A 24,966-nucleotide genomic window follows, 5' to 3' on the forward strand; every position below is an offset into this window, starting at 1 on the left:
TTTCAGACGGCCTTTTTATTTTATGGAACACAATTTTAATATTCTTTGATTTCAAATTCCTTCTGTAATTTGGCAATGCTGTTTACCTTTTCGTAGCCTTCAAATTGCGCAGCATCGCCATTTTTTGCTTTGCTGCCGAGCGCTTGTGAAGCGAAGACGAAACCTTCCCGTTCTATCACGGCTTTGCGGTAGAAATCGAGTAAGTCTTGCTTGGTGAGCTTTTCTGTTAACGCCATAATTTTTTGGCGGGTGTCAAATTCATAATTGCCATAGAGAAAGTCGCTGGAATATCGTCCGGCTTCCTGACTCAGCGATTCGGGTTTATGACGCAAGTGGATCAACATATTGTTGCGCTGGCGTGCTACGTCTTCTTCACTCAAGTCTTGCAGCTTTTGCCAGCTTTCATTAAAGAAACGCTGGTTGTGGTGCATGATTTCGGCCGGTGTCGCATCGGCACTTTGCACGGAAAACTGCAAACCTGCTGTTTTACCGATGGTATAAACGCCTTGGCTGACACTATAGCCAAGCTGCTTGTCGGTGCGTAAATCATCGAAATACCAGCGGCTCAAGAGGCGCGTGAGCAAGGAAGCGCGCACGCGGCCTTCCAATCGCTCGTAGCCTTTGGGCATGTAGATGATGCTCAAAGCGTTGTCTTCATGCGGCACGTTGACAATGTGGTTGAGTTTGCGCTCGGATTGGCTCACATCGGGATAGCGCATGCGATAGACATCATGATTGGCGTTCGGCACGATTTTTTGTACGTCGCGCACCAATTTTTTTACTTGTTTGTCGGAAAAATTGCCGAATGAGAAGACACGCAGCCCATTGATGTTGTTGAGAATCCGCTCTCGCACAAGGGCAACATCTTGCAGATTCACTTCTTTGGCGCTGGCATAAAGATCGTCCCAATCGAAGGTAGGGTAGCGCTCAAAATCATGGAACACTGATACCGCTTGCGCCAAACTGCCGGCTTTTTTCTGCGCTTCCAAGCCGTCCAGCAAACGCTTGCGTGCTTGTTCGAGCTGGTCGGCGTTAAGCGGGGTTTGGGTGAAATTCTTCAGATAATCGGTGGTGAGTTTGCCTAAATGCTGGGCATAGCCGCCGCTGTTGAGCACAAAACCGGTTTCCGTCGGTGTAATGCCCACTGACATACCGGCAATTTGTGATTGATAGCTCAGCTGGCTTTGCGCCAAATCGTTCATGTAGCCGTAGGCCAACGCCGCTACGCCGAGCTTAAGATCGGGCTGATTGGGCATGATGGTGAACATCATGGTAGTGGTAACTTCGGGATTCTCGCCAAAATGCTGCGAAGGCATGTGGAAAACTTTTAAGCCTTTTTGATTGTGCAGCGCTTTGGGGTGGCTGCGTTTCACGCCTTGGGCATTGGCTGAAAAATCATCGGCAAAATAAGGATTGCGCTGGGGCAAAACCAATTTCGGATTGCCGCTGAAATCCAGCCATTTTGCTTTTTGCTGCGCTGTGAACGGACGAATATCATACACCGCACCAAAATAAGGCGTGGTGTGTTGCGATGGATTGAGGCCGTCTGAAACTTCTATCATGCGCATGTTGTCGGGTGTCATGCCATTGAGTTTTTCCATGACAGCGGCTTTGTCCAAACCATCAGCAACAAAACCGGCATCAATAATATTGGCCAGCGGATAGCGTAACATGGTTTCTGCCAATGCAGAGGCATAACCCACGCTTTTTGGCACATCCGTGGTTTGGAAGGATTGCTTCAGGCTTTCGCGGATTTCCTGATAGTAGGCATCGTCGATACCGGATTGTTTGATGAGCTTAATCTGCTGGAAAATCATCGACACAATATGATCACGCTGTTGCCAGCCTTTTTCGGTTAAGGCCAAGGTCAAGACAAACGCGCTTTCGTTGCCGCCATTGTTGTCTGCGGGTAACGCAATCAGGCCACTGTCGGATAGGCCGTTTTTAATCAGATAGTCGCTGAGTGTGCCGGCGGTATTGTTGGTGAAGAGATAAGCCAGATAAGCGCCGGTTTTCGCGCGGAACAAATGCTCTTCGTTTTTCGGATAGCTAAATGACAGCGCGATGGATTTTGACGGCTGAAGCGGCTTGTATTGCAGTAAAACGGCTTTATCCTGCGCTCGATAAAGCGGCACATCGATTTTCGGTTCAACCACTTGTTTATTCGGCATTTTTCCCAAGGTATCGGCGGCGAGTTTGGCCAGCTGCTCAATCGGTTGCTTGGAATATAAAACGGCCTTAAAAAGATTGGCAGAATAGTATTGGCGATGGAATTTCAGCAATTCGTCGTGCAATTTGCTGCCGGGTTTGTCACGCAGGCTTTCGCGGTTGCCATGCATAAATTTGGCATTTGGATGCGCAGGATTGACCGTGTTGGCGGCGATACTGGCCAGTAGCGCGGTATCGCTGGCCTTGGCGCGCACTAATTCGGCATTCACGGCGTTCAGCTCTTTTTTAGAATATTCGGGCGACAAAATCGGAAACGCCAAAGCATCAGCCATGCGTGCGACGGCTTCGTTGAAAGCATCATGGTTGACATGGAAATGGTAGGCAGTGCGCATGAAGTTGGTGGATGCATTGGTGCGGCCGCCGTTTTTTTGTAGGAATGTCATCAAGCCATCGACATCAGGATAGCGCTTGGAGCCCATAAAAATCATATGTTCCAAATAGTGCGCCATGCCTTGCTGGGTGATCGGGTCGTCTTTTGAACCAATGGGCAAGGCCGCAGCCATGATGGATTTGTTGGCGTTGGGATCAGAAATCAGCAATACCGTCATGCCGTTGGCCAACTCGACTGCGTGATATTCGGCTTTGTCTTTTGGCGCTTTGTGGATGGTTTCATCGATAAAACGGTAAGGCGCGGCTATTGTGGCAGAGGCCGTCTGAACATTTTCTGCGGCGGCATAGGGCAGGGAAATGCTTAAAAGTGCGGTGAAAACGGCGGTGTAAACAGTACAGAATCCAAAAAATCGGCTCATCATCGCTCCTGCATGTTGGCTGTGTTTTCAGACGGCCTTTAATATATTATGCTGTCTGAATAAGGTTTTATGGTGGAATGGGTAAGTTTAGTAGCAGTATAACAAAACTTAACAAATTTGATAAGCTTTCTCAATAATATATTTTCAGACGGTATTCCGTTGGCAGTTGCTGCATGGGTTTGGCGTATAATTCGCTTATTCTGATTTTCTTAATTTGCAGCATGACTTTTTTAAAAGACATCACTTGGACGGAGATTTTCGTCGTCATCCACACCACCGCAGCCTTGATTTGTATGCTGCGTGTGCTCTACAAACAAAAAAACATCGGCTCGACCTTTGCCTGGCTGAGTATTTTGTTTTTGTTTCCCGTGTTTGGCACCATTGCTTATATTTTAATCGGCGAGCCGCGCTTAGGCACGGCGCGTGCTAAACGTAGCGGCGAAATGAACCGCTTTTATGGCGAGTTTGCCGACAAATACTTGCATGATGTGCATCTCGACATCAGCGGTAAAATGAAACCGCATCTGCACGGCATCAGCCAAGTGGCGGCGCATACCACCGGCTTAGGCGCGACGCAAAGCAATGCCATGACCTTGCTTTCCACCACCGACACCATCATCGACACCATGATTGCCGACATCGAACAAGCAGAAACATCAGTGATGATGGCGTTTTACATTATTGATGCGCAGGGGCGGATTGAAAAATTATTGGAAGCGCTGATGAACGCGGCGCAGCGTGGTGTTGATTGCGCGATTTTAGCCGATGGCGTGGGCAGTCGTGATTTTTTAAACAGCTATTGGGTCGGGCGTTTACGTCAGGCCGGTGTGGAAATCGAATGCGCCTTACCGGTGGGCTTGCTCAAAACTTTGTTCACCCGCACCGATTTGCGCAATCACCGCAAAATTTTGGTGGTGGACAGCAAAATCGGCTACACCGGCAGCTTCAATTTGGTTGACCCTAGCTATTTCAAACAAGATTCCGGCGTGGGCGAGTGGATTGATGTGATGATGCGCTGCACCGGGCCGATGGTGTTGGAAATGGCGGCGGTGTTTTTTGCCGATTTGGCGGTGGAAGATGATGAAAACTTGCAAGGCATTCAGCAATATTTGAAGCAGCATGAAGACCGCATTCCGCAAATGCTGCCTGAGAAAATGAAGCAGGGCAATGTCATCGCGCAAGTGATTCCGTCTGCCCCTGAGCAGAGTAGCCATGTGATTTACGAAACCATCGTCAGCGCGATTTATGCCGCCACTTATCAAATCACCATCACCACGCCGTATTTTGTGCCGGACGAACCATTGCTGCTGGCGTTGACTTCTGCCGCCAAACGCGGTGTGGACGTGACGCTGATTGTACCCGCCAAGGTCGATTCGACCATGGTACATTATGCTTCACGCGCTTATTATCCGATGCTGCTCGAATCGGGCGTGAAACTGGCTTTGTTCGACGGCGGTTTGCTGCATGCCAAAACCATGACGATTGACGACGATTACGCGCTGTTTGGCACGGTCAACATGGATATGCGCAGTTTCTTCCTGAATCTGGAAATCAGCTTGGCGATTTACAACCACGGTATGACGCAGAAAATTTATGATTTGCAGCAAAGCTATCTGACCGACAGTCAATATATTTCCGCCGATGAATGGCAGCAACGCTCTAAATGGTGGATTTTGGTGGAAAACGTGGTGCGTTTGATGAGTCCATTGCTTTAATATTAAAGGCCGTCTGAAATTTCAGACGGCCTTTTTTCTAGTGATTTAAATAAAATCGGTTTAACTATCAAGCTTTATGCAATTCATTAACGCGTTCTACTTCTTCGCGGCTGCCCATGATGACTGACACACGTTGATGCAGGCCGGTTGGCTGGATGCTGAGAATGTCTTCCAATGCATTGCTGGCCATGCCGCCGCTTTGGGCGAAAATCAGGCTCAACGGGTTGGCTTCATACATCAAGCGCAGTTTGCCCGGTTTGCTCGGGTCGCGTTTGTCTTGCGGATACATAAACACACCGCCGCGCATCAAGATACGGTGGATTTCAGCGACCATACTGGCGACCCAGCGCATATTGTAGTTTTTGCCGCGCGCACCGGTTTCACCGGCCAAAAGTTCTTCAATATATTGCTGCATAGGCGCGAACCAGTGGCGTTGGTTCGACATATTGATGGCAAATTCTTTGGTGGCTGCCGGAATCTGCGGATTTTCTTGGGTCAACACAAATTCGTTTTGCTCATTCAGGGTGAACACGAATACGCCGTGTTTCAAGGTAAACACCAATTGCGTTTGCGGGCCGTATAACACATAGCCGCTGCCGACTTGGTCTTGGCCTTTTTGCAGGAAAGATTCGGTGTTCAACGTGCCTTCAGGTTTGGCCAAAATCGAGAAAATGGTGCCAACGGAAATGTTCACATCGATATTGGACGAACCATCAAGCGGGTCGAACAATACCAAATAGCCGCCATTATTGTTACAGGCGACAAAGGTGTCTTCTTCTTCGCTGGCCAAACCGGCCACATTCGGGTTGCTTTTTAATACATCAATCAACACATCATTGGCGATAACATCGAGTTTTTTCTGGTCTTCGCCTTGCACGTTGCCCGTTCCGGCCATGCCCAACACACCGGCCAATGCGCCCAAGCGGACTTTATCGCTGATGTCTTCACAGGCAGAAACAACGGATTGCAACACGCTGCCCAATTCGGTAGGCACGTTGTTTTGTTGCAGGTGTTGTGGTAAAAATTGCGCTAAAGTAGTCATGTCACACTCTTTTCTTCAATAAAAGTCATGGAATTTTGATTTCAGACGGCCTACCCCAGTTTTATTGCGCTGGCGTAATTTCCGAGGCCACGGCTGATGCCGCTTCAGGCTGGCTGATGCTTTCTTCCGCACACGCCATGGCAGCGCTGCTGAGTTTGTCGGTGAGTTCGGGGCTGATTTTACCGGCGAGCATATCGGTTAAGTCTTGCGTGGAAACGCTGTCGAACATTTTACCGGCCGTGCAGTCGCAGATTTGGCGAACTTTTTCTGCCGATACGAATTGTTGGTCTTGCGGAACCCGGTTGACGCATTGTTCGGAAACCACGGTGATAAAGCCATTGCGCATTTGCTCGTTGACGGCTTGGGAAATGGGATCGTTTTCCGCGCCGCTGCATGAGCTTAACAAGAATGGGGTAAGGGATAACGCAAGCAAATAAAGGCGTGGGCGCATGATATAGGGCCGTCTGAAAAGATGTAGTTAATTGTAATGGAAAATGCAGGTGTAGGCTATCTTTAGCAGAAATCAGCGGCATACTTTGGGCTGCCGAAAAGGGATTTAATTGTTTTTAGATCTAAGATCTTTTAAAAATTCAACTATCAAGCCGGGTAATGTCAGGGCAACGATGATTAAGGTGGTGGTTGGATAAAAACTGTAGGCAATAGCGGCAATCAAACCGAAAACTGCAAAGAAAACCATCCAGGCAAGAATGAAAATCATAGAAATCATATCTCTTATATAAGCCAATAATGCTTTCATTTCAGCCTCTTTATTTCAATCGGTTATTACAAATGAATTTACGTAATGTTATCAGATTTGACAATGTCTACAAGGATAGTGGCCAGTATGAATATAATCTTTAGGCCGTCTGAATCGTTCAGACGGCCTAAAGATGATAGGATTTATTTAATTTGATAATCCAACACAAAGTTCACCCCTTGGTCTTGCGCCAAAATATCGGTGAGTGCGGGCAGGTTGTTTTGCAGTTGTTCGGCCAAAAGGTAAGGAGGATTGATGATAAACATGCCGCTGCCGTGCATGCCGAAGCCGTCGGCGCGTGGCGTGTGGACGTGTAATTCGGCGTGCAGGTAATTTTGCGGCGACAGCTTTTGCAATTGCTCCGGCAATTTGCGGCTTTCTTCGCGGCTTAAGCATGGATACCACACCATGTAGCAGCCGGATTCGAAGCGTTTTTGTGCTTCTTTCAATGTCTGCACTACACGCTGGTAATCCTGTTTTTCTTCATACGGCGGATCAATCAGCACCACGGCGCGGCGAGTAGGTGGCGGCAGCAGGGCAATCAAACCTTGGTAGCCGTCGCTTTGGCTGATGATGCCACGGCGGCCTAAGCGGGCTTCACGCATATTGTTTTGCAGATGTTGAAAATCACTCGGATGCAGTTCAAATAATCGCAGCTTGTCGCTGTCGCGCGTGAGGACTTGTGCCAGCCAAGGCGAGCCGCAATAAAGGTTGGTTTGCGGTAGGATTTGTTTCAGACGGCCTGTGAACTCCGCCAGCTCGTTGGGCAGGTTTTGCGCTTGGTTGAGCAGGGCAATGCCTTGTTTGTATTCCCCGACTTTTTGTGCTTCGCTGCTGCCCAAGTCGTATAAACCGGCGCCGCTGTGGGTGTCGATATACCAATAGGGTTTGTCTTTGCGGTTGAAATATTCTAAGGCGAGAAACAGGGTGAAATGTTTGAGCATATCGGCATGGTTGCCGGCATGAAAGGCGTGGCGGTAGCTGAGCATAATGGCCGTCTGAAAAATGAATAAGGGAAAAGATTATAGCAAACTTGGTGTAGCAGATTTCAATAAAAAGCCGTCTGAATAATTAATTCAGACGGCTTTTTTAAACTCAAAATCAATTGGTGGCGAAAGTATTGCATTGGTTGATGTCACTGCTGTCGATACCGCGTTTCAACCATGCCATGCGCTCGGCAGATGAGCCGTGGGTGAAGCTGTCGTGCACGACATAACCTTGCGATTTTTTCTGCAGGCGATCGTCGCCCACAGATTCGGCGGCCAGCATGGCTTCTTGCACGTCATTGGTGTCGAGCAGGTTTTGGTTGATGGAATCGCGCGCCCAAATGCCGGCAAAGCAGTCGGCCTGCAATTCAAGTTTCACTGATAAGGCATTGGCTTGGGTTTTGCTTGCACCGCGTTGCGCTTGGGTCACTTGTGGCAAAATGCCCAACAGGTTTTGCACATGGTGGCCGACTTCATGGGCAATCACGTAGGCAAAGGCAGCATCGCCGGATGCACCCAGTTTGGTGCGCATGTCTTCATAAAACGACAAATCCAAGTAAACGGTTTGGTCGCCCGGACAATAGAAAGGCCCCATGGCTGCCTGACCGGTGCCGCAGGCGGTGGAGGTGCCGCCGGTGTAGAGCACCATTTTGGCCGGACGGTATTGCTGGCCGTGTTGAGCGAAAATCTTGCTCCAAGTTTGTTCGGTATCGGCCAATACCACGCGCGAGAGCTCGTTTAATTGGCTTTCCAATTTGTTATCGAGCGTGGATTGCTGGCTCATGCCCACGCTTGGGGTGCCGACCAAACCGGATAAATCGACACCGTAATAAGCGCCGACCAGCAACACGATGATGCCGATAATGCCGGGCGTTTTACCGCCACCACCGCCGCTACTTCTGCCGCGGCGGTCTTCTACATTTGAGCTTTGTCTGCGTCCTTGCCATTTCATGTGTCGATTCCTTGTGATGTCATGGTTTTGCTGCTTATTATACGTGACAATGGAAAATTCTGTTAGCGTGAAAATGAGCGGATGATATTTAAATTTAATGCACTATTATGTACTTTTAAACAGATGATAAAAATGCCGTCTGAAAAAAGTTCAGACGGCATAAATCAATCAATGATTAAACTGCTTCGGCTTTGGTGATGATCACTGCTTCAGTCGGCACATCATCGTGGTAGCTGTGGCGTTTGGTGGCCACACCTTCAATTGCGTCCACAACATCAAAGCCTTCAACCACTTTACCGAATACGGCATAACCCCATTCTTGCACCACATTGCGACCGTGCATTTCTTTTGAACGGTGGTTCAAGAATGCGTTGTCGGCAGTGTTGATGAAAAATTGCGCGCTGGCCGAGTGTGGGTCGGAAGTGCGTGCCATGGCAATGGTGTATTTATCGTTAGATAAGCCGTTGCCTGCTTCGTTTTGAATCGGCTCGTGGGTGTTTTTTTCGCTCATGTTTTCATCCATGCCGCCACCTTGAATCATAAAGCCTTTAATCACGCGGTGGAAAATCACGCCGTCGTAAAAGCCTTCTTTAACGTATTGTTCGAAGTTGGCCGCGGTTACCGGTGCTTTGTCAAAATCCAATTCGATTTTGATGTCGCCTTTGTTGGTGTGCAGAATAATCATGGGATTCCTTTCGTTAAACATCTTTTGCAAAATGGAGTGTACCAGAGAAAATTCAAGGCCGTCTGAAAGAATTATTTTCAGACGGCCTTGAATCAAAGTATTAAATCATTGCTTACATCAACATAAAGTATGCCCAGAAAGCCACTAAGAATACACACATGATGTTGAGCAAGATGCCGACATTCATCATTTCTTTCTGACGAATCATGCCGGTGCCGAACACAATCGCATTTGGTGGTGTGGCCACCGGCAGCATAAATGCACACGATGCACCAATACCAATGACGAATACCAATACTTCTTCAGGCAAGCCCATTTGTGCGGCGATGGTGGCAAAAATTGGCACCAACAGCGCGGCAGAAGCGGTGTTACTGGTAAATTCAGTCAGGAAGATGATGAACGCCGCCACCACCAAAATCACCAGCAATGGATGCGCGCCTGAGAAAGTGGTGGCCACTTGTTGACCCAAAGCCAGCGATGCACCGGATTGTTGCAGCAATGCGCTCAAGCTGATACCACCACCGAAGAGCATCAATACGCCCCAGTCGGTGTTGCGGGCAACTTCTTTCCATTGCGCCACACCAAACACCACCACGGCAATCGCGGCCATCAAAGCAATCACGGTATCCGGATTGGCGATGCCGAATGCGGCTTTGATTTTCGAGCTGAAAATCCACGCGCAGGCGGTTACCAAGAAAATCATCAAGGCGATGACGCGGTGTAAGGTCCACGGAATCACTTCGGCTTTAACTTCAACACGATCGTTTAAATTCGGCTTCAGAATGATAAACAAAGCCAGCAACATCAGCGGCAAAATCAGCAGCATCATCGGCAGACCAAGTTTCATCCATTCGACAAAGTCTAAATCCAATGCTTTGGCAGCAATCATGTTCGGCGGGGAGCCGACTACGGTACCCAAGCCACCGATGCTGGCGCAATAAGCGATACCCAGCAGCACGAAAACGAAGGTTTTGCGGTCTTTTTCTTTATCCAAGTGATCCATCATACCCATGGCCAACGGCAGCATCATCGCGGCGGTGGCGGTGTTGCTGATCCACATGGATAAGAACGCGGTTACACCAAACATCATCAAGACGGCGGCTTTCATGTTGCCGCGAGAGAGCATCAGCAGGCTGACGGCAATTTTTCGGTCAAGGCGCTGCATGTGCATGGCCGTTGCCAAGGCAAAACCACCGAAGAAAATATAGATGGTCGGGTCGGCAAAACCGGCCATGGCTTTTTTGATATCCATTTCCGGAAACGCCAAAATCGCACCGGCCACCGGTACCATCAGTGCGGTAATGGTGATGTGTACCGCTTCGGTAAACCACAAAATTGCCACGAAAAGCAATAAAGCCAAACCTTTGTTGGCATTGGTTTCGTAAGGCAGAATGTGGTAAATGCCGTAGCAGAGCACAGCGGCCACCAGCGTGATAATCAGGCCTTTAAAGTCTGTAATCGGCTTTTGTGCACTGAGCAGCTCGACGTTTTCCGCGTGTTCGGATTTGTCTTTTGCATGTAAATCCATACTGCGTTCCTTTGTTGAGAGTGAATTGAAAAAGACAGAATTTTGGAAAGATTATTTTATTATCAAGAACTTAATTTTATTGCGTGGGTTCGAAATAATAGTAATAATTGAATAGAAGTATATTTGTAATTGAAGATAGTGTAAATATAATGTAAAGCATTTTTAGCGATAATTTCAGTGCCTACATTTTTTATCAAATTTAAACAATGGTTTAATTTATTTTTGAGAAGTGTTTTTGAAATAAAACAGTCATGAATAAGGTTGGAATGTTAAAAATAAGATTGAATCAGTTAAACCGCGTTGGGTGATTAAATCGTTAGCAATACTAATAATGTCAAAAGGCCGTCTGAAACATCAAACAGCGTTTGTGTTTGATGTTTCAGACGGCCTAAATAATCAAATGAAATATACGGCTTATTTAGCACGCAGCATTTTTGCCGCTTCAATGGCGTAGTAAGTCAGAATGCCATCAGCACCGGCGCGCTTGAAAGCGAGCAAACTTTCCAAGATCACTTTCTCGCCATCCAGCCAACCATTTTGAATCGCCGCTTGCAACATAGAATATTCACCGGATACTTGGTAAGCGTAAGTTGGCACGCCGAATTTATCTTTGACGCGGCGGACGACATCCAGATAAGGCATGCCCGGTTTCACCATCACCATATCCGCACCTTCTTGAAGATCCAAAGCAACTTCTTGCAAAGCTTCGTTGGTGTTGGCCGGATCCATTTGGTAGGTTTTTTTATCGGCTTTACCTAAATTGCCCGAGCTGCCCACGGCATCGCGGAAGGGGCCGTAAAAGGCAGAAGCATATTTGGCAGAGTAGGCCATAATGCGGGTGTGGATATGGTCGGCATCTTCCAAGGCTTCACGAATGGCTAAAATGCGTCCGTCCATCATGTCGGAAGGTGCCACCACTTGCGCACCAGCATCGGCATGGCACAAAGCTTGTTTGACCAATACTTCGATGGTTTCATCGTTCATCACATAACCATCGGCATCGGTTAAACCGTCTTGGCCGTGGATGGTGTAAGGGTCGAGCGCGACATCAGTCATGATGCCCAATTCAGGAAATTTTTCACGCAAGGTGCGCACCACAGTCGGCACCAAGCCTTCCGGATTGTAAGCTTCTTCGGCCAATTCGGTTTTGTTTTGTGTCACGACAGGAAACAGAGCCAACATCGGAATGCCCAAATTTAAGGCTTCTTCTGCGGTGAACAATAATTTATCCAAGCTTTGACGCTTCACACCCGGCATAGAAGGCACATTTTCTTCCGCGCCTTCGCCTTCCAATACGAAGACCGGATAAATCAAATCATCAGCCGTCAAAGTATGCTCGCGCATCAGGCGGCGGGAGAAATCATCTTTGCGCATACGGCGCATACGGGTTGCAGAAACAAAGCGAGATGGGAAATTCATGTTTTAACCTTTCTGTGAAAACGCTGTTGCCGAGGAACGATAAGGTTTCAGACGGCCTTCACTAGTTCAACAGCTTGAGACTTGTGTGATGTTTGGCAGCATGCAAAAGCCCAATTTCGGATACGGCATTAGTGTACGCCGATTTGTCGGTCGGCAGAAGTGCAGTCGCTGAAAAAATTACGGGAGCCTTTGAAGGCTCCCGCTGAATATGTGAAGATTTTGATTAATCTTGAACCTTGCTGATGGCCTGCACTGATTTGCTGATGTCACGCAATGTGCCAGAAGAATATTCGAGCTGCTCTTTTGCATTCATGCCATCTGAATTTAAGGATGCCAAGTTGGCAAGAGCTTTTTTATATTCTATTGTGCTCAATTTATTTTGACTGATACGCCAAACTTTTCGTCCTTTGGATCTGGTTTGATTGGCTGTCCACAAACCGACTTTGTGATAATGGAGTAAAACATCATGCGCCAGTGTTTTCATATCGGCAGCCGGCTTATCGCTACCAATATTGCGGCCGATGATGTTGTTGCGCAGATCGACAGCTTGGTCGGCAGCCAGACGACTGTAATAATCGGTTTTGCCCTCGCGTACATCGGTGTCGTTCAGGTAGGCATTACCGATACGTTCAGCTATGTCACTGTCAAATTGTGAGGCGATGGCTGCCTGCCACAAAGTATGGCGGACGGCATTGACTTGTGTGCCACGGCCATCACCGTTGGCTTGGTTATCCAAACCGGTGCGTTGCGATAGACGGGCAGCATTGCTGGTGATATTGGTAGATTTTTTATCTTCAACGCCAATAGCTTGTGCAGCAACGGGGTGACTAATAAAAAATTGGGCGATTTTGCTGCGGCGGCTTTGGTCATCTCGGTAACTTTGGCAGCCGGCCAGCAATAAGCCGCTCAAGGTCAGAATGAGTAATTGAGTATGTGTCATGGTAAAAATGATATTGTCTTGATATTGCTTTCAGTATTTAACATAAAAATACGTCAAATCGCAAAAAAATTTCAGACGGCCTCATTTTGCCTATCAGCGGGTTATAAAGCGGCGGCGATTTCGCTGCGCAGTTTATTCAAGAAACGGCAGTGGCGAACCAGTTGGGCGGCGTTGTCGTAATCTTCTTTGGCGAATGCGCTGTTGAGTGCGGCAAACAGTGATTGTTGTTCGTTGAGAATTTCTTCATCTAAAGCGGCAATCGCTGCTTGGTCTTGTGCCATTTGGGCATCCATCAAGGTTTCGCGCCATTCCATTTGCTGCATCAAAAATTCCGGTGAGAAAGCTGTGTGTTCCGGTGCATCAGCTTCAATATTTTGTGCTTTTAATAAATAGGAAGCACGGTCGATCGGATTTTTTAAGGTTTGGTAAGCTTCATTGATGGTAGCCGACATCATCACTGCCTGTTTTTGCTCGAAAGTAGAAGCTGCAGCGAATTTGTCGGGGTGAAAACGCGCCGCTAAATCGCGATAGGTTTGTTCGAGCTTTTGTTCATCAAGATCGAATTGGGCTGGCAGTTGGAATAGGTTGAAATATTGGCTCATGATGAAAATCATACAGCCGGTCAGTGCGGCTGCTTTCTGTGTAAAAAGTGGAACAAGCGGAAAGGTTTTTTCTCAGCAGCAATATCGGCAGCCAATTGTTGCAGCTCGGCTGCATAGGTGCTTTCTGGCTGGGCATTTTTTGCCATTTTGAGAATGTTGCGCTTGGCTGCTCGCGCAACTGATGGCTGCGAATCGCGGCACAATTGAGCCAAAATATGCACACCTTCTGACGACGGGATTTGTTGTAAAACCGCAATCAGATTTGTGCGCCAAAACTCGGGCTGATTTGGCAGATTTTGCACTAAGGCTTGCCAGTCGTGGCTTTGAAAGCTGCGCAGGCAATCTTCGGCTTCCAATAAGCCGCAATCTTCCCAATAATCGTGTGAATAATGCTGGCTTTGTAAAAGTATTTGATTTAATTCGATAAACATAACGCTATACCCGTAATATAAATATTGTTTTTTAATATTTAATGAGTATAGCGCAAGTAATGCTGAATAAATACTTTAATTTGAACAATGGTTTCGACAGTAATCTTATAACTTACACGTGGAAGCTCTCACCGCAACCGCAAGAATCTTTCACATTCGGGTTTTCAAATTTGAAACCTTCCTGCAAACCTTCTTTGGTGTAATCGACTTGTGTGCCGTCTAAGTAAACCAGACTTTTTGGATCGACGAATACTTTGGCGCCAAAGGCTTCAAAAACAGTATCCATTGCATCGGCTTCATCGACAAATTCAAGATTATAAGCCATGCCCGAGCAGCCGCTGGTCTTCACGCCCAAGCGTACGCCTAAGCCTTTGCCGCGTTTTTCCAAATAGCCGTTGATGTGTTTGGCTGCATTTTCGGTCAGCGTAATCATATTCTTTCCTTTATTGAACTGAATGTTTCAGACGACCTAAAAATAGGCATAGGCCGTCTGAACAATGATTAAACTTCTTTTTTCTTACGGTAGTCGGCAACCGCTGCTTTCACCGCATCTTCGGCCAAAATTGAGCAGTGGACTTTTACCGGTGGCAATTCCAATTCTTCGGCGATGTCGCTGTTTTTAATTGCCAAAGCGTCGTCCAAGCTCTTGCCTTTCACCCATTCGGTAATCAGGCTAGAAGAGGCGATGGCAGAGCCACAGCCGTAGGTTTTGAATTTGGCATCTTCAATAATGCCTTCATCGTTAACTTTGATTTGCAGGCGCATTACATCGCCACAAGCTGGTGCACCGACCATGCCGGTGCCGACGGTATCATCGCCTTTGTCGAAAGTGCCGACGTTGCGTGGGTTTTCGTAATGATCAATTACTTTATCGCTGTATGCCATGATGTGGGTTCCTTATCTTTTGCTGTGATTGTTCTTAAGGCCGTCTGAACCGGATAATCAAAGTTGATTCATAACGTGTTTCAGACGGCATGTTGGGTTGAATACGATTAATGTGCGGCCCATTCGATGGTATTCAAGTCGATACCGTCCAAATGCATTTCCCACAGTGGCGATAATTCGCGCAGTTTGTCAATTTTTGATTTAATCAACTCAGCAGCGTAAGCCACTTCTTCTTCGGTGGTCATGCGGCCGAAGGTAATGCGCAGGGAAGAGTGCGCCAATTCGTCGTTGCGGCCCAGTGCGCGTAATACATAAGAAGGCTCCAATGAAGCGGAAGTACACGCCGAACCGCTGGATACGGCCAATTCTTTCACAGCCATAATCAAGCTTTCGCCTTCGACGAAGTTGAAGCTGACATTCAGGTTGTTTGGTACGCGGTGTTCCAAATCGCCGTTGATGTACACTTCTTCAATGCCTTCAATGCCTTTCAAGAACACGTCGCGCAATTTCAGGTAATGGGCGGTGTCTTGTTCCAATTCTTCTTTCGCCAAGCGGAAGGCTTCGCCCATGCCGACGATTTGGTGGGTTGCCAAGGTGCCGCTGCGGAAACCGCGCTCATGGCCGCCACCGTGCATTTGTGCTTCTAAGCGTACGCGTGGTTTGCGGCGCACATACAAAGCACCAATACCTTTAGGGCCGTAAACTTTGTGGCCGGACATAGACAGTAAATCCACTTTAGCTGCTTCAACATCAACCGGAATTTTACCGCAGGCTTGGGCAGCATCAACGTGGAAAATGATTTTGCGTTCGCGGCAGATTTCGCCGATGGCAGGAATATCTTGCACCACGCCGATTTCGTTGTTGACCCACATTACGGAAACCAAAATGGTGTCTTCACGGATGGCGGCTTTCAACACTTCCAAATCTACCAAGCCGTTTTCCTGTACATCCAGATAAGTCACTTCAAAGCCTTGGCGTTCCAATTCGCGCATGGTGTCGAGCACGGCTTTGTGCTCGGTTTTCACGGTGATTAAGTGTTTGCCTTTACTTTTGTAGAAGTGCGCCGCGCCTTTAATGGCCAAGTTGTTGGATTCGGTGGCGCCGCTGGTAAACACGACTTCTTTCGGATCGGCGTGAATCAAAGCTGCGATGTTGGCGCGTGCTTCTTCAACCGCTTCTTCAGCAGTCCAGCCAAAGCTGTGGCTGTTGGAAGCTGGGTTGCCGAATAATTCGGTTAAATAAGGAATCATTTTTTCGGCAACGCGTTTGTCAACCGGTGTGGTCGCAGCATAGTCTAAATATACAGGGGTGTTAACAGACATGGTTTGCTCTTTCTTTTTATATATCGGGTAGTTTAATGGATGTGTGTAAACGTGACGACTTTGCCGTCGTTTTCAGTATGCTTTTTCTCAATAATGCTTTGCAGGGTGATGCTGCTCAAATAATTGTTGATGGTCGTATTGAGATTTTCCCATAAATCGTGCGTCAGGCAAGGGACACCGTGGTGGCAGTTGGCTTTGCTGCTGCATTGGGTCGCGTCGAGCTTGTCTTCAGCCGCTTCGATAATTTGGGCAATATTGATTTCAGAGGCAGGGGCAGCCAGAATATAACCGCCGCCCGGGCCGCGCAAGCTTTCCACCAATTGCGCACGACGCAACTTGCTGAAAAGCTGTTCGAGATAAGAGAGGGAAATGCTTTGCCGCTCGCTGATGGCGCTGAGCTTGACGGCGCCGGTTTGTGCGTTCATCGCCAAGTCGATCATGGCCGTCACGGCAAAGCGGCCTTTAGTGGTTAGTCTCATGGTATGTGCCTGTGTGTGGCTTTTTTTATCATAGGTCAATTTTCTAATATCTGAGTAGTTTAGTCAAGTATGTGGCAAGGCTTGGCGATTGTTTGTTTTAATCGTGACATTGATTTCTTTCAAGTCGTAATAGACGTTGAGAATATGGATAGGCCGTCTGAACATTTCAGACGGCCTTGTAAGATTGAAAAGCAACTGCACAAATGTAATTTTTGTGTTAAAGTCTGATTTTAATAACTCGATGGTTTGCGCCATCATCAGGGGCTGTTTAAATTTAAAATCAGGATACACGGGAAGGCCGTATAGGCCGTCTGATTTTAAGCTTAAGCAGCCTTACTTATGTTTACAAAAGGTACACAATCATGCAATCTTGGCAATTACCCGAGCATGTTGCTGATGTTTTGCCGACAAATGCCCGCCAATTGGAAAGCGCACGCGAGCAATTGTTGGCTTTATTCCGCGTGCACGGTTATGAATTGGTGCAGCCGCCGCTGATGGAATACAGCAATTCGCTGCTTACCCACATCGATGCGGGCTTGTCGCTGAAAACCATCCGCGTGGCCGACCAAATCAGCGGCCGCCAATTGGGTATCCGCGCGGACATTACCCCGCAAGTAGCACGTATCGATGCGCATTTGCTTTCTGCCAATAACGGCATTAACCGTTTGTGTTACGCCGGTTCGGTATTGCATGCGCGTCCTGACGGTTTTCTGAAAACGCGTGAGCCTTTGCAGGTCGGGGCGGAGCTTTACGGCTTTACTGATATCGCTGCTGATATTGAAGTCGTTGACTTGATGCTCAAAAGCATGAAAATCGCCGATTTGGGTGAGTTGCTATTGTCTTTGGGGCATGTTGGCGTGTTTCGTGCTTTGGCGCAGGCAGCGCAACTAAATGAAGAGCAAGCTGCGCAATTATTGGCTTTAATGCAGGATAAAGATGCCCAAGCCGTAGCCAATGAAGTGAAAGCATGGAAACTAGACGGCATGTGGGCAAAAGCGTTTACTTTGTTGCCAAGCTTATATGGTGGCCGTGAAGTATTAACTGAAGCACGTGCTAAATTGCCGGATTTGTTTGCTGTTGGTCAGGCTTTAGATGAATTGCAAGCGATTTGCGATGCCTTCCCTGAGCAAAATGTGCACATCGACTTATCGGAATTGCGTGTTGATAATTACCACACCGGTTTGCTGTATGCTGCTTATGGCTCGAAAAGCCATGATGCTGTCGCGCGTGGTGGCCGTTATGATGGATTGGGCGAATATTTTGGGCGTTCGCGTCCGGCCACCGGATTCAGTTTCGACTTACGCAGCTTTATCGGTCGCTTGCCAAAAATCGATCGCCAATCGGTGGTGATGGTGGCGCAAAAAGATGTGCTCAATGCCAAACAGGCGATTGAAGATTTGCGTGAACAAGGTCAGTGTGTGATTGTTGATTACGGCATGGAACACAATGGCTCAAAAGATATTGCAGGCCGTCTGAAAGAAATCGACGGTGAGTGGAAAATCATTGAAATTAATTAATTTTTAGATCAGGATTTTGATTTATGGCTAAGAATGTTGTCGTAATCGGCGCGCAATGGGGCGACGAAGGTAAAGGTAAGATTGTTGACTGGTTGGCAGAAGAAACCACTGGCGTGGTGCGTTTTCAAGGCGGCCACAATGCAGGCCACACTTTGGTGGTAGGCGGTAAAAAAACCATTTTGCGCCTGATTCCAAGCGGTATTTTGCATGAGCAACTGGATTGCTTCATCGGCTCGGGTGTGGTGGTTTCGCCGGAAGCATTGCTGGGTGAAATTGATGAATTGAACGCCGCCGGTGTGAAAAACGTAGAAGGCCGTCTGAAAATTGCGCCGACTGCTCCTTTGATTCTGCCTTACCACATTGCCTTGGATCAGGCGCGTGAAGCGTCTCGCGGCAAAGGCAAAATCGGCACCACCGGCCGCGGTATTGGCCCTGCCTATGAAGACAAAGTGGCTCGTCGCGCGATTCGTGTGGGCGATTTGCTGAATCTGGACAAAATTCCTGAAAAGTTAGAAGCGATTTTGGCTTACTATAATGTTCAGTTGCAACATTTGCATGGTGCTGAGCCGGTAAAAGCGGAAGACGTGATGGCGGTGATTGAAAAAGTGGCGCCGCGCATTGTACCGATGATTACCGATGTATCACGCGTGTTGAACGATAAATCACAAGCCGGTGAAAAATTGCTATTTGAAGGTGCGCAAGGTACCTTGCTTGACATCGACTACGGTACTTATCCGTTTGTGACCTCGTCTAACTGCTTGGCCGGTGCGGCCTCTGCCGGTGCCGGTGTGGGTCCGCAAATGTTGGATTATGTGTTGGGCATCGTGAAAGCGTACACCACACGCGTGGGCTCGGGTCCGTTCCCAACGGAATTGTTCTGCGAAGTGGGTGCGGGTTTGGCCGAACGTGGTCATGAGTTTGGCTCGGTTACCGGCCGTGCACGCCGTTGCGGTTGGTTCGACGCCGCCGCTTTGAAACGCTCGATTCAGGTAAACGGTATTTCCGGTATGTGTATCACCAAATTGGACGTGATGGACGGTATCGAAGAAATCAAGATTTGCATCGGCTACGAATTGCCGGATGGAAGCAAAACCGACATCCTGCCTTGCGGCTCCGATACTGTGGAATTGTGCAAACCGATTTTTGAAACCATGCCAGGCTGGACGGAATCCACTTTTGGCGTGAAAGAATACGATGCCTTGCCGGAGAATGCCAAAGCCTATCTGAAGCGCATTGAAGAAATCTGCGGCGCGCCGGTGGCGATTGTTTCGACTGGCCCTGATCGTGAAGAGACCATTGTGCTGCATCATCCGTTTGCATAACGAGGCCGTCTGAAATTCAGCCCTTAAAATCGACAAGATTTTAAGGGCTGAATTATTTTATTCTACGCCGATTTTTAGAAAATTTCAGGGTAATCTAAATGTAGTTTTAAGTAGCTATAATCGGACTTGATATAAATCAACTCGGGCTAGATAAGTAGTTTTATTTCATGTTTATTCCTATCTCTTTAGGGCAAAAAGTGCTATTCTTAATATATAAATTATCTAGTTCACTTTGCTTTTACTTTATTTAAAATAGGAGTTTGATATGTCTGCTGATGTACAAGAACGCCCATTAGGTTGGGAAGGCTTTGTAGGCGGCGACTGGGAAACCAGCGTAGATGTTCGTGACTTTATTCAGAAAAACTACACACCTTACGAAGGCGATGCCAGCTTCTTAGCGCCGGCTACTGAAGCCACAACTAAATTGTGGGCAGAAGTGATGGAAGGCATCAAAGTTGAAAACCGTACCCACGAGCCTTATAAAATTGATGCGCAAGTGGTTTCCGGTATTACCAGCCATGCGCCGGGTTATATCGACAAAGATTTGGAAACCATCGTTGGCCTGCAAACCGATGAGCCTTTGAAACGCGCCATCATGCCGTTTGGCGGTCTGAAAATGGTGAAAGATGCGTGTAAGGTCTATAACGTTGATTTGAATCCTGAAGTCGAAGAAGTCTTCACCAAATACCGTAAAACACACAACCAAGGTGTGTTTGACGTATATACCCCTGATATCCGCCGTTGCCGCAAATCAGGCGTGATTACCGGTTTGCCTGATGCCTATGGTCGCGGTCGTATCATTGGCGACTACCGCCGTGTGGCTTTGTACGGTATTGATTTCTTGATGAAAGACAAACTGAATCAATACAACTCATTGCAAGCAGATTTGGAAAACGGCGTGAATTTGGAGGAAGTAATCCGCCGCCGCGAAGAAATCAACGACCAATACAATGCCTTGGCGCAAATGAAAGAAATGGCAGCGTCTTATGGCTACGATATTTCTAAACCGGCGACCAATGCGCAAGAAGCGATTCAGTGGACTTACTTCGCTTACTTGGCTGCCGTGAAATCGCAAAACGGTGCCGCCATGTCGTTTGGTCGTGTATCCTCATTCTTGGATATCTACATCGAGCGCGATTTGCAAAAAGGCTTGATTACCGAGAGCCAAGCGCAAGAATTCATTGACCATTTGGTGATGAAACTGCGTATGGTACGCTTCCTGCGTACCCCTGAATACGATCAATTGTTCTCAGGCGACCCGATTTGGGCAACCGAATCGATTGGCGGTATGGGCTTAGACGGCCGCACCTTAGTGACCCGAAGCAACTTCCGCGTATTGCATACCCTTTACAATATGGGTCCTTCACCAGAGCCAAACATCACTATTTTGTGGTCTGAGCAATTGCCGCAAGGCTTTAAGGAATTCTGCGCCAAAGTTTCGATTGACACTTCATCAGTTCAATACGAAAACGATGATTTGATGCGCCCTGATTTCAACAGCGATGACTACGCGATTGCCTGCTGTGTGAGCCCGATGATTATCGGTAAACAAATGCAGTTCTTCGGTGCGCGTGCTAACTTGGCCAAAACCTTGTTGTACGCAATCAACGGCGGTGTGGACGAAAAATCGAAAGAGCAGGTAGGTCCTAAATCTGACCCGATTCTGGATGAAGTATTGGATTTTGACACCGTATTTGCCCGCATGGATCAATTCATGGATTGGTTGGCAACTCAATATGTCACCGCCTTAAACATCATCCACTACATGCACGACAAATACTCATACGAAGCCGCGCTGATGGCCTTGCATGACCGCGACATCATCCGCACCATGGCTTGCGGCATTGCCGGTTTGTCTGTGGCAGCCGACTCGCTGTCTGCCATCAAATATGCTAAAGTGAAACCGATTCGCGATGAAAACGGCGTTGCGGTTGACTTTGAAATCGAAGGCGAATATCCGCAATTCGGTAACAATGACGACCGTGTTGACGAAATCGCTTGTGATTTGGTAGAGCGCTTCATGCGTAAAGTGGCTACCCACAAAACCTATCGCGATGCGATTCCGACTCAATCCGTGTTGACCATTACTTCCAACGTGGTTTATGGTAAGAAAACCGGTAACACCCCAGACGGCCGTCGCGCTGGTGCGCCTTTCGGCCCGGGCGCCAACCCTATGCACGGCCGCGATGTGAACGGTGCGGTTGCTTCGTTGACTTCAGTAGCGAAACTGCCGTTTGAATTTGCCAAAGACGGTATTTCTTATACCTTCTCGATTGTGCCGGGCGCCTTAGGTAAAGACGAACGCTCACGCGAACGCAATTTGGCCGGTTTGATGGATGGTTATTTCCACCACGAAGCCGGTGAATTGGAAGGAGGCCAACACTTGAACGTCAACGTGTTGAACCGTGAAACCTTGCAAGATGCGATGGAAAATCCGGATAAATATCCGCAATTGACCATCCGCGTATCCGGCTATGCCGTGCGTTTCAACTCATTAACCCGCGAGCAACAACAAGACGTGATTACCCGTACCTTCACGGAAACCATGTAATCTGAGTGTGGGTTGTGAACACAATGCCGGGTGATGAGTCCGGCATTGTGTTTATCAGGCTGCGCCGTAAAACTTCGCCGTTCACGGCGGAGATATAAGGCGCGGACTGCGTAGCAGTCCTAAAACCGTTGATATTCAGTTAATCAGGCGTTTTCTGCTGTTCAATATACTGCCGAATAATCGTAATCGGCGCACCACCACAGCTACCTGCAAAATAAGACGGCGACCACAACGCACCGCCCCATAATTTTTGTTTGATGCTTGGATAATTTTTCTGTCTAATCATGCGGCTAGATACACCTTTCAAGCTGTTCACCAGTTTTGAAATAGACACTTTGGGCGGATAGTTCACAAGTAAATGAACATGGTCATCTTCGCCGTCAAATTCCACCAGTTGCGCTTCAAAATCGGTGCAGACGCTCTCAAAAATACCGCGCATATCGTCCAAAATTTCTTTTGTGAACACTTTTCGGCGATATTTTGCGACAAATACCAAATGTACATGAAGATTAAAAACAACGTGCCGACCACGTCTTAAATCAGTTTCTTTTTCCATAGACCAAGTGTAAAATTGCTAAAAATTCCATTATCCATGAAATCATGTTAATACTCAAAACATTCAAATTTGAACTGATGCCAAACGGCGAGCAAATCCGCAAAATGAAACAATTTTGCGGTTGTTCGCGTTTCGTATTCAATCGTGCTTTGGCGTATCAAAACGAACAATATCAACAAGATAATTCGTTCAAATTTAGCTACACCAAAATCGCAAATTTGCTGCCTGAATGGAAACGAGAATTAGACTGGCTAAAAGACTGCCACAGCCAAGTTTTGCAGCAAAGTTTGAAAGACTTGGAAAGCGCATTCAAAAACTTCTTTGCCAAACGCGCAGATTTCCCCAAATTCAAACGCAAAGGCGAAAAAGACAGTTTCCGCTTTCCGCAAGGCTGTAAATTGGAGCAGCAAAATAATCGTATCTATTTGCCCAAAATCGGTTGGGTGCGCTATCGCAACAGCCGACACGTTTCAGGCAGCCTGAAAAACGTAACCGTATCGCAAAAATGCGGTAAATGGTTTGTATCTATGCAAACCGAAACCGAGCAGGAAATCGCGCAGCCAAACGGTGGCGAAACTGGGATTGATATGGGTGTTGCCAAATTTGCAACATTGTCCAATGGTCAGTTTTTTGAGCCAATCAACGCATTCAAAACGTTGAAAGGCAAACTAGCAAAACTGCAAAAACAGTTCAAACACAAAACCAAATTCAGCAAAAACTGGCAGAAACTGAAAGCAAAAATCAGCCGTTTGCACCACAAAATCAGCAATATCCGTAAAAACTACCTGCACCAAATCAGCAGCGCAATCAGCCAAAACCACGCGATTGTGTATGTGGAAGATTTGCAGGTGGCGAATATGTCCAAATCCGCTAAAGGCAACGCCGTGCAGCATGGAAAAAACGTTGCTGCCAAATCAAGCTTAAACCGTGCGATTTTAGACCAGTCTTGGTTTGAGTTTCGCCGTCAGTTGGACTATAAGCTGTTGTGGCGCGGTGGGCATTTGGTGGCTGTTCCGCCACAAAATACCAGTCGTTGTTGCCCAGCTTGCGGACATACTGCCAAAGATAACCGTCAAACACAGGCAAACTTTGAATGTGTGCAATGTGGCTATCAAAACAATGCGGATATTGTGGGTGCAATCAATGTGTTAAAGCGCGGTCAAGAGATTTTGGCAGCGCAAAAGTAAAATGAAGTTTCAGGGCAGGACGTGCCCGTAGCGTCTGTGAAGTGAACCGTGCAGTAAGGCGGTCAGCAGCAGAAACCCACCGAAGCGATTTGTGAATGGCTCAATGCCGTTCACAAATCGCCGTAGGAATTCCCTCCCTTCAGGGAGGGAAGGACGTCAATCGTTGAAGCGTATGTTTTCAGATGGCCAACGTCTTCATGTATTCGGACAAGATTATGCAAACATTCACCATTACCCCCGAACAGCAAGCCAAAGACATCAAACCGCGTATCCGCGCCAAAGCCGATAGCGCTGCAGGGCATCGCCATTATCAGGGCAAAGGCATTGTGCATTCTATCGAATCGTGCGGCACGGTCGACGGCCCCGGCTTGCGTTATGTTTTGTTCCTGCAAGGCTGCCTGATGCGCTGCCTGTATTGCCATAACCGCGATACATGGGGTTTGCATACTGACAAAGCCCAAGAATTAACGGTTGAGCAAGTAATGAAGCAAGTGATGTCTTACCGCCATTACCTGCGTGCAACCGGCGGCGGGGTAACGGCCACCGGCGGCGAGCCGCTGCTGCAATATGAATTCGTGCGCGATTGGTTTACCGCCTGCCGCGAACAGGAAATCCATACTTGCTTGGATACCAACGGCTATGCTTTGCACTACGATTCGATTTTGGACGGTTTGCTGGATCACACCAATTTGGTGATGCTGGATTTGAAACAGATTGATCCCGACATTCATAAAGTATTGGTCGGCATTCCCAATACCAAAACCTTAAACTTCGCCCACTATCTGGCCGAACGCAAACAGCCTACACGCGTGCGTTATGTGATTGTGCCGGGCTACACCGATGACGAACGCTCAGCTAATCTGTTGGGTGAGTTCATCGGTGGTATGGATAACATCGAAACCGTTGAGCTGTTGCCGTATCACGAATTGGGTGCGCACAAATGGGCGTTGTGCGGCGATGAATACAAATTAACCGGCGTGCATCCGCCACCGAAAGAGACCGTATTGAAAATTAAGGAAATATTGGAAGGCTACGGTAAAAATATTATTTACTGATTGCTTGTTTCTTGGTTAATAAAAGGCCGTCTGAAATACTAAATATTTCAGACGGCC

23 protein-coding genes are annotated in these 24,966 nt (G+C 47.6%); 6 read left to right on the forward strand and 17 right to left on the reverse strand.

What is annotated here, in order from left to right; all coding sequences use genetic code 11:
- Nucleotides 1-35 precede the first annotated feature (35 nt).
- A complete protein-coding gene (gene ptrA, locus GJV52_RS09940; protein WP_100563627.1) occupies nt 36-2,978 on the reverse strand; it encodes a pitrilysin in 2,943 nt (980 codons plus the stop codon).
- 221 nt (nt 2,979-3,199) lie between these two features.
- Here ptrA and cls point away from each other — a divergent pair, with 221 nt between their 5' ends.
- Nucleotides 3,200-4,693, forward strand: a complete 1,494-nt coding sequence (cls, locus tag GJV52_RS09945) for a cardiolipin synthase (RefSeq protein WP_095503418.1) — start codon at nt 3,200-3,202, stop codon at nt 4,691-4,693.
- Between the two features lie 67 nt (nt 4,694-4,760).
- Here the strand turns inward: cls and GJV52_RS09950 are convergent, their stop codons facing one another.
- The 15 genes from GJV52_RS09950 to iscR form a co-directional block, all read right to left on the reverse strand.
- Entirely contained in the window at nt 4,761-5,735 is a 975-nt protein-coding gene (locus GJV52_RS09950) for a class 1 fructose-bisphosphatase (protein WP_100563605.1), read from the reverse strand.
- Nucleotides 5,736-5,796: 61 nt separating this feature from the next.
- On the reverse strand, nt 5,797-6,186 hold the full coding sequence (locus GJV52_RS09955; RefSeq protein WP_095503383.1) for a hypothetical protein: 390 nt from the start codon (nt 6,184-6,186) through the stop codon (nt 5,797-5,799).
- Nucleotides 6,187-6,291: 105 nt separating this feature from the next.
- Nucleotides 6,292-6,492: a hypothetical protein gene (locus GJV52_RS09960; RefSeq protein WP_100563607.1), complete on the reverse strand. Its 201-nt coding sequence runs from the start codon at nt 6,490-6,492 to the stop codon at nt 6,292-6,294.
- A gap of 143 nt (nt 6,493-6,635) precedes the next feature.
- On the reverse strand, nt 6,636-7,481 hold the full coding sequence (locus GJV52_RS09965) for a 23S rRNA (adenine(2030)-N(6))-methyltransferase RlmJ (protein WP_095503385.1): 846 nt from the start codon (nt 7,479-7,481) through the stop codon (nt 6,636-6,638).
- A gap of 112 nt (nt 7,482-7,593) precedes the next feature.
- Entirely contained in the window at nt 7,594-8,430 is an 837-nt protein-coding gene (ypfJ, locus tag GJV52_RS09970; protein WP_100563608.1) for a KPN_02809 family neutral zinc metallopeptidase, read from the reverse strand.
- A 175-nt stretch (nt 8,431-8,605) separates the two neighbouring features.
- On the reverse strand, nt 8,606-9,115 hold the full coding sequence (locus GJV52_RS09975; protein WP_095503387.1) for a peptidylprolyl isomerase: 510 nt from the start codon (nt 9,113-9,115) through the stop codon (nt 8,606-8,608).
- Nucleotides 9,116-9,227: 112 nt separating this feature from the next.
- Nucleotides 9,228-10,643: an SLC13 family permease gene (locus GJV52_RS09980; RefSeq protein WP_095503388.1), complete on the reverse strand. Its 1,416-nt coding sequence runs from the start codon at nt 10,641-10,643 to the stop codon at nt 9,228-9,230.
- 414 nt (nt 10,644-11,057) lie between these two features.
- Nucleotides 11,058-12,062, reverse strand: a complete 1,005-nt coding sequence (hemB, locus tag GJV52_RS09985; RefSeq protein ID WP_100563615.1) for a porphobilinogen synthase — start codon at nt 12,060-12,062, stop codon at nt 11,058-11,060.
- 223 nt (nt 12,063-12,285) lie between these two features.
- A complete protein-coding gene (locus GJV52_RS09990) occupies nt 12,286-13,002 on the reverse strand; it encodes a DUF6973 domain-containing protein (protein WP_100563618.1) in 717 nt (238 codons plus the stop codon).
- Between the two features lie 101 nt (nt 13,003-13,103).
- Nucleotides 13,104-13,604 (reverse strand): Fe-S protein assembly co-chaperone HscB, encoded by a 501-nt coding sequence (hscB, locus tag GJV52_RS09995; protein ID WP_095503419.1) that lies wholly within the window; start codon nt 13,602-13,604, stop codon nt 13,104-13,106.
- Between the two features lie 20 nt (nt 13,605-13,624).
- The gene (locus GJV52_RS10000) at nt 13,625-14,035 is read right to left on the reverse strand and encodes a hypothetical protein (protein ID WP_100563620.1); all 411 of its coding nucleotides are present in this window, start codon (nt 14,033-14,035) and stop codon (nt 13,625-13,627) included.
- 112 nt (nt 14,036-14,147) lie between these two features.
- Entirely contained in the window at nt 14,148-14,468 is a 321-nt protein-coding gene (gene iscA / locus GJV52_RS10005; protein WP_095503392.1) for an iron-sulfur cluster assembly protein IscA, read from the reverse strand.
- A gap of 68 nt (nt 14,469-14,536) precedes the next feature.
- Nucleotides 14,537-14,920, reverse strand: coding sequence for a Fe-S cluster assembly scaffold IscU (gene iscU / locus GJV52_RS10010; protein ID WP_095503393.1), 384 nt, complete (start codon nt 14,918-14,920; stop codon nt 14,537-14,539).
- Between the two features lie 107 nt (nt 14,921-15,027).
- The gene (locus tag GJV52_RS10015) at nt 15,028-16,242 is read right to left on the reverse strand and encodes an IscS subfamily cysteine desulfurase (protein ID WP_100563622.1); all 1,215 of its coding nucleotides are present in this window, start codon (nt 16,240-16,242) and stop codon (nt 15,028-15,030) included.
- Nucleotides 16,243-16,274: 32 nt separating this feature from the next.
- Entirely contained in the window at nt 16,275-16,721 is a 447-nt protein-coding gene (gene iscR, locus GJV52_RS10020; RefSeq protein WP_095503395.1) for a Fe-S cluster assembly transcriptional regulator IscR, read from the reverse strand.
- A gap of 362 nt (nt 16,722-17,083) precedes the next feature.
- On the opposite strand from iscR, the gene GJV52_RS10030 reads away from it, so the two are divergent.
- The 3 genes from GJV52_RS10030 (at nt 17,084) to pflB (ending at nt 22,111) form a co-directional block, all read left to right on the forward strand.
- Nucleotides 17,084-18,238, forward strand: a complete 1,155-nt coding sequence (locus GJV52_RS10030; RefSeq protein ID WP_095503397.1) for an ATP phosphoribosyltransferase regulatory subunit — start codon at nt 17,084-17,086, stop codon at nt 18,236-18,238.
- A 23-nt stretch (nt 18,239-18,261) separates the two neighbouring features.
- Nucleotides 18,262-19,560: an adenylosuccinate synthase gene (locus GJV52_RS10035; RefSeq protein WP_095503398.1), complete on the forward strand. Its 1,299-nt coding sequence runs from the start codon at nt 18,262-18,264 to the stop codon at nt 19,558-19,560.
- 265 nt (nt 19,561-19,825) lie between these two features.
- Nucleotides 19,826-22,111 (forward strand): formate C-acetyltransferase, encoded by a 2,286-nt coding sequence (gene pflB, locus GJV52_RS10040; protein ID WP_100563624.1) that lies wholly within the window; start codon nt 19,826-19,828, stop codon nt 22,109-22,111.
- 139 nt (nt 22,112-22,250) lie between these two features.
- Here the strand turns inward: pflB and tnpA are convergent, their stop codons facing one another.
- Nucleotides 22,251-22,667 carry an IS200/IS605 family transposase gene (gene tnpA, locus GJV52_RS10045; RefSeq protein ID WP_095503171.1) on the reverse strand — a complete coding sequence of 139 codons (417 nt, stop codon included), beginning with the start codon at nt 22,665-22,667 and terminating at the stop codon, nt 22,251-22,253.
- A 44-nt stretch (nt 22,668-22,711) separates the two neighbouring features.
- On the opposite strand from tnpA, the gene GJV52_RS10050 reads away from it, so the two are divergent.
- A complete protein-coding gene (locus tag GJV52_RS10050; protein WP_095503172.1) occupies nt 22,712-23,854 on the forward strand; it encodes an RNA-guided endonuclease InsQ/TnpB family protein in 1,143 nt (380 codons plus the stop codon).
- Between the two features lie 212 nt (nt 23,855-24,066).
- Complete coding sequence (gene pflA, locus GJV52_RS10055; RefSeq protein WP_369832073.1) at nt 24,067-24,909, forward strand: pyruvate formate lyase 1-activating protein; 843 nt, start codon at nt 24,067-24,069, stop codon at nt 24,907-24,909.
- The last annotated feature ends 57 nt before the right edge of the window (nt 24,910-24,966 follow it).

This window comes from Neisseria brasiliensis (assembly GCF_009671065.1).
GTDB classification, from domain to species: Bacteria; Pseudomonadota; Gammaproteobacteria; order Burkholderiales; family Neisseriaceae; genus Neisseria; species Neisseria brasiliensis.

Bases quoted from the DNA above. Each gene is read 5' to 3' on its own strand.
- GJV52_RS09965 (WP_095503385.1), bottom strand. From the start codon at position 7,481: ATGCTCAGCTACCGCCACGCCTTTCATGCCGGCAACCATGCCGATATG.
- GJV52_RS09980 (WP_095503388.1), bottom strand. From the start codon at position 10,643: ATGGATTTACATGCAAAAGACAAATCCGAACACGCGGAAAACGTCGAG.
- GJV52_RS10050 (WP_095503172.1), top strand. From the start codon at position 22,712: ATGTTAATACTCAAAACATTCAAATTTGAACTGATGCCAAACGGCGAG.
- ypfJ (WP_100563608.1), bottom strand. From the start codon at position 8,430: ATGAAATGGCAAGGACGCAGACAAAGCTCAAATGTAGAAGACCGCCGC.
- ptrA (WP_100563627.1), bottom strand. From the start codon at position 2,978: ATGAGCCGATTTTTTGGATTCTGTACTGTTTACACCGCCGTTTTCACC.
- GJV52_RS09950 (WP_100563605.1), bottom strand. From the start codon at position 5,735: ATGACTACTTTAGCGCAATTTTTACCACAACACCTGCAACAAAACAAC.
- iscA (WP_095503392.1), bottom strand. From the start codon at position 14,468: ATGATTACGCTGACCGAAAATGCAGCCAAACACATCAACGGCTATTTG.
- GJV52_RS10000 (WP_100563620.1), bottom strand. From the start codon at position 14,035: ATGTTTATCGAATTAAATCAAATACTTTTACAAAGCCAGCATTATTCA.
- GJV52_RS09990 (WP_100563618.1), bottom strand. From the start codon at position 13,002: ATGACACATACTCAATTACTCATTCTGACCTTGAGCGGCTTATTGCTG.
- GJV52_RS10035 (WP_095503398.1), top strand. From the start codon at position 18,262: ATGGCTAAGAATGTTGTCGTAATCGGCGCGCAATGGGGCGACGAAGGT.
- iscU (WP_095503393.1), bottom strand. From the start codon at position 14,920: ATGGCATACAGCGATAAAGTAATTGATCATTACGAAAACCCACGCAAC.
- GJV52_RS09975 (WP_095503387.1), bottom strand. From the start codon at position 9,115: ATGATTATTCTGCACACCAACAAAGGCGACATCAAAATCGAATTGGAT.
- hscB (WP_095503419.1), bottom strand. From the start codon at position 13,604: ATGAGCCAATATTTCAACCTATTCCAACTGCCAGCCCAATTCGATCTT.
- GJV52_RS10030 (WP_095503397.1), top strand. From the start codon at position 17,084: ATGCAATCTTGGCAATTACCCGAGCATGTTGCTGATGTTTTGCCGACA.
- GJV52_RS09960 (WP_100563607.1), bottom strand. From the start codon at position 6,492: ATGAAAGCATTATTGGCTTATATAAGAGATATGATTTCTATGATTTTC.
- cls (WP_095503418.1), top strand. From the start codon at position 3,200: ATGACTTTTTTAAAAGACATCACTTGGACGGAGATTTTCGTCGTCATC.
- GJV52_RS10015 (WP_100563622.1), bottom strand. From the start codon at position 16,242: ATGTCTGTTAACACCCCTGTATATTTAGACTATGCTGCGACCACACCG.
- iscR (WP_095503395.1), bottom strand. From the start codon at position 16,721: ATGAGACTAACCACTAAAGGCCGCTTTGCCGTGACGGCCATGATCGAC.
- GJV52_RS09955 (WP_095503383.1), bottom strand. From the start codon at position 6,186: ATGCGCCCACGCCTTTATTTGCTTGCGTTATCCCTTACCCCATTCTTG.
- pflB (WP_100563624.1), top strand. From the start codon at position 19,826: ATGTCTGCTGATGTACAAGAACGCCCATTAGGTTGGGAAGGCTTTGTA.
- hemB (WP_100563615.1), bottom strand. From the start codon at position 12,062: ATGAATTTCCCATCTCGCTTTGTTTCTGCAACCCGTATGCGCCGTATG.
- tnpA (WP_095503171.1), bottom strand. From the start codon at position 22,667: ATGGAAAAAGAAACTGATTTAAGACGTGGTCGGCACGTTGTTTTTAAT.